Annotated in this window: 5 protein-coding genes; all 5 read left to right on the forward strand. The window is 36.2% G+C overall.

What is annotated here, in order from left to right:
- The first annotated feature begins 145 nt into the window (after positions 1 to 145).
- Entirely contained in the window at positions 146 to 574 is a 429-nt protein-coding gene (locus tag J6569_RS10950) for a hypothetical protein (protein WP_296318473.1), read from the forward strand.
- Positions 575 to 576: 2 nt separating this feature from the next.
- Positions 577 to 1,353: a hypothetical protein gene (locus J6569_RS10955; RefSeq protein WP_296318475.1), complete on the forward strand. Its 777-nt coding sequence runs from the start codon at positions 577 to 579 to the stop codon at positions 1,351 to 1,353.
- 310 nt (positions 1,354 to 1,663) lie between these two features.
- Positions 1,664 to 2,005 (forward strand): AHH domain-containing protein, encoded by a 342-nt coding sequence (locus J6569_RS10960; protein ID WP_296318482.1) that lies wholly within the window; start codon positions 1,664 to 1,666, stop codon positions 2,003 to 2,005.
- Positions 2,006 to 2,059: 54 nt separating this feature from the next.
- Complete coding sequence (locus J6569_RS10965) at positions 2,060 to 2,641, forward strand: hypothetical protein (RefSeq protein WP_296318476.1); 582 nt, start codon at positions 2,060 to 2,062, stop codon at positions 2,639 to 2,641.
- An 84-nt stretch (positions 2,642 to 2,725) separates the two neighbouring features.
- Positions 2,726 to 3,151 (forward strand): hypothetical protein (locus J6569_RS10970; protein ID WP_296318478.1); only part of this gene is annotated, 426 nt, incomplete at its 3' end.

Raw genomic sequence — 3,151 nt, forward strand, 5'->3', positions numbered from 1 at the left:
AACAATATGAACAACAATATTACCAAAACGAAAAAATGATAGAGGCGGGCACTGTCTAATATTTTGGCGAGGATCACCCATAGGACTTGCCGGCGGCGAAAACGCCTATAGCTACGTTCCTAATCCACTGGCTTGGATTGACCCGTTGGGGTTGGCAAAAATTTGCCCTGTCCGAGAAGTGAATAGAACAAAAATATATGGAACAGGACAAGTTGATGGAACACCGGGGCATGACCAGTTTTCAGAGGTTATCGCTAATAAACTGGCTATGTCTGGTCAGTTCACCGAAATATATTTAAATCGCTCTTATAACATGGCTTTAAAAACAAAAGCAAGTGCACGCAGACCTGATATTATGGCTATCGATAAAAATGGGAAAGTGCATGCGATAGAGATAGCCTCTAAAACGGATAGACGTAAATTAGATCTATTATTTGATCGTAATGAAAAGGCTATGGAGAAATTAGGGATCTATAGAGAGGGTGCTATTTCCTTATTTAAGCATCCATATAATGCGAGAGATATAAAACATCGGTTAGATTTATTAATTAAAGGTATAAAAGAGGGAAATTAGCTATGTACAGTGGCATTGTTTTGTATAATACAGAAAATATTTCACCGAATATTGCGTTAGAGTTTGCTGAAACACTATTTTCGGCATTAAATACTCCTATTACAGAGGCTAGTTATATTAAACCAATAATAAGGAAGACCTACAGTGATTTTAATTTTGTTAATATATCCCTAAAGGGATTAAAACGTAAAATAAATCTACAGGAGGCTACCTCTTTTGATGTATTGAATGTATTAAACGATACTTGTTATCTACGTTTGGTTTATCATACAAAAAACTTTGGAAGTCGTGACGAAATTTATATTTTATATGATAATAAACTAGATCATGATGGTATTGTTTTGGAATTGATAAAGAACTTTGCACGTCAAAACTATTTTTCTTATGGTATAAAATATTCAGGGTGTGATGATATAGCTAATGCAACAGAGTATGCAGGAGGATTTAATTACACTATTATATATCCTTATGAAAAATATTATTTTTTACGTGACAAAAAATTATTAAATGACAATAAGCGACTTAGGATGGTTTATACCGCTAATATTATTAATTGCCATCATTTAGAGATTGGTGTAAATAATACCACGTTGAAAGATTGGATATTAAGTGATACAAGCCATGGTACACTTGAAGAATTAAGCGATAAATTGTGGTTATGGCAGGTTCCCGAGAACGAACTTGATAATATCAACAATTTTCTTGGCGAATTAGATTTATTAGCATCATGGAAATTACCCACACCAGAGCCAGAAAAGCCCAAACGCAGGTTACCTTAAAATAGAATAATTGACGACTAATAAGCAATCGTGCTTGTACCAAATCCTTGCATTAAAGCAGCGAGGATTTTCCTTTTTTATTTCGTTACTTTATCGTTCTTTAAAAAACAAATAAAATCAATATGTTTTGAATAATTGTTATAAAAAATACAATACCTTTTAGCATACCCAAAGGCTGTTTTTGCTATTTATTTAGCACTAAGAAAAGCCGAAAACTCAACCCAACTAAAAAACAATTTTATACTAAAACGCATAGTTACCTGAAAGTTTTTGACAGAAATTTCAAATCCTATGGCGAGCTTGCGATAGAATACCGCACCGTCCAGAAAACACCGCTGCTCATCATATTGTGGCCGAAGGCGCGAAAAGGGCAGAGCCGGCACGAAAAATTTTAGAAAAATATGGTATTGATATTAACGGTGCTATGAATGGCGTATTTTTGCCAACAAATAAAAACACCTCTAACTTGCCAGGAATAATGCATAACGGTCGTCATCCTAATGACTATATTGATGCGGTTAATAAACGACTTGAGATTGCTGATAAAATAGGTACTAAAGAAGCAATCGAGGCTGAATTAAAAAACATCGCAAATATTTTATCAAACGCTGACCGTAACGCAAATTGGAAAACGATATTGAAAAAAACATAAGTGCTTATTATTGCATTTAATCATAAGTGAGTTAATTAAATTGGATAAAAATCAATGAAACCAGATGTTTATGTGTTAGAATCAAATGTGTCGGACTATAGTTCATTTATTGAAAATTGTCCTGATGGACAAGAAGATATTGCAGGAAGAGCAATGGATAGGGCACTTTATCATCATTGGCAACCGTTTGGTGAGGAATACCAACCTGTGACTATGGAGCTATATGCTAATGATTATGGTAGAAAGAATTATCAGTTAGATATCAGTGGATCTACAGCGCCTTTTTATGTGTTGAGCGAAAGGGCTTTAGAGGCGTTAAGTGATATTTTTCTTTCTCGAGGGCAAGTTTTACCGATTATTACAGCAAGTAAAAGGAAGAAGTTCTGGGGCTACTTTCCGACAAATGTTTTAAAAGGTTGCTTTGATAAAGAAAAATCAATTTATAAACAATGGCCCAATGGTTTAATGATAGAGCATGTAGTATTAATCGCTGATAATATCACCGATGAATATTTATTTACTATAGAAGAAGATATCGGCCGAGTTTTTGTGACAGAAAAGTTTAAACAACGGGTTGAAGAGGCAGGATTATTAGCGTTTACGTTTCCAGACCACCTTGTAGTTGAAACCTCATAGTTTAATGCGCTGCACAACAAACTCAAAGCTAACCGCCTGCTGATTCAAGGTGACCGGCATTATCAATACGACGAATACGGCAATGTGATTCGAGAATTACGCGGTAAACGGCAACATACCGAGCATCAATTTAAATGGGATGGTCAACATCGGCTTATTGAATTTAAAAAAATCCGCCACTACTGGGACGAGTACGATAAAGACTTTCATCAAACCGTTGAAACGGTGCACAGTTATGAGTATGACGCCTTTGGTCGACGAATCAGCAAAACCGACATGCAAACCGGTGATAAAACGCTATTCTTCTGGCTGGGCGATAAGCTTATTACCGAATGCCATGCAGATGATGCGGATTTTAGTGTAGAAGTTATCCGCAATGAACACACAAAAGCCCAAAACTACCGCTGCCTAAGCTACATCTACGAACCAAGCAGCACAGGCTTTAGACCGATGGCGCAACTAGTGGGTCGAGGTCGTGGTGGACAAATCTACTACTACCTCAACGACCAA

It is taken from the genome of Gilliamella sp. (assembly GCF_024104075.1).
Classification (GTDB): domain Bacteria; phylum Pseudomonadota; class Gammaproteobacteria; order Enterobacterales; family Orbaceae; genus Gilliamella; species Gilliamella bombi.

Coding starts and splice junctions, on each gene's coding strand:
- J6569_RS10955 (WP_296318475.1), top strand. CDS start 577: ATGTACAGTGGCATTGTTTTGTATAATACAGAAAATATTTCACCGAAT.
- J6569_RS10965 (WP_296318476.1), top strand. CDS start 2,060: ATGAAACCAGATGTTTATGTGTTAGAATCAAATGTGTCGGACTATAGT.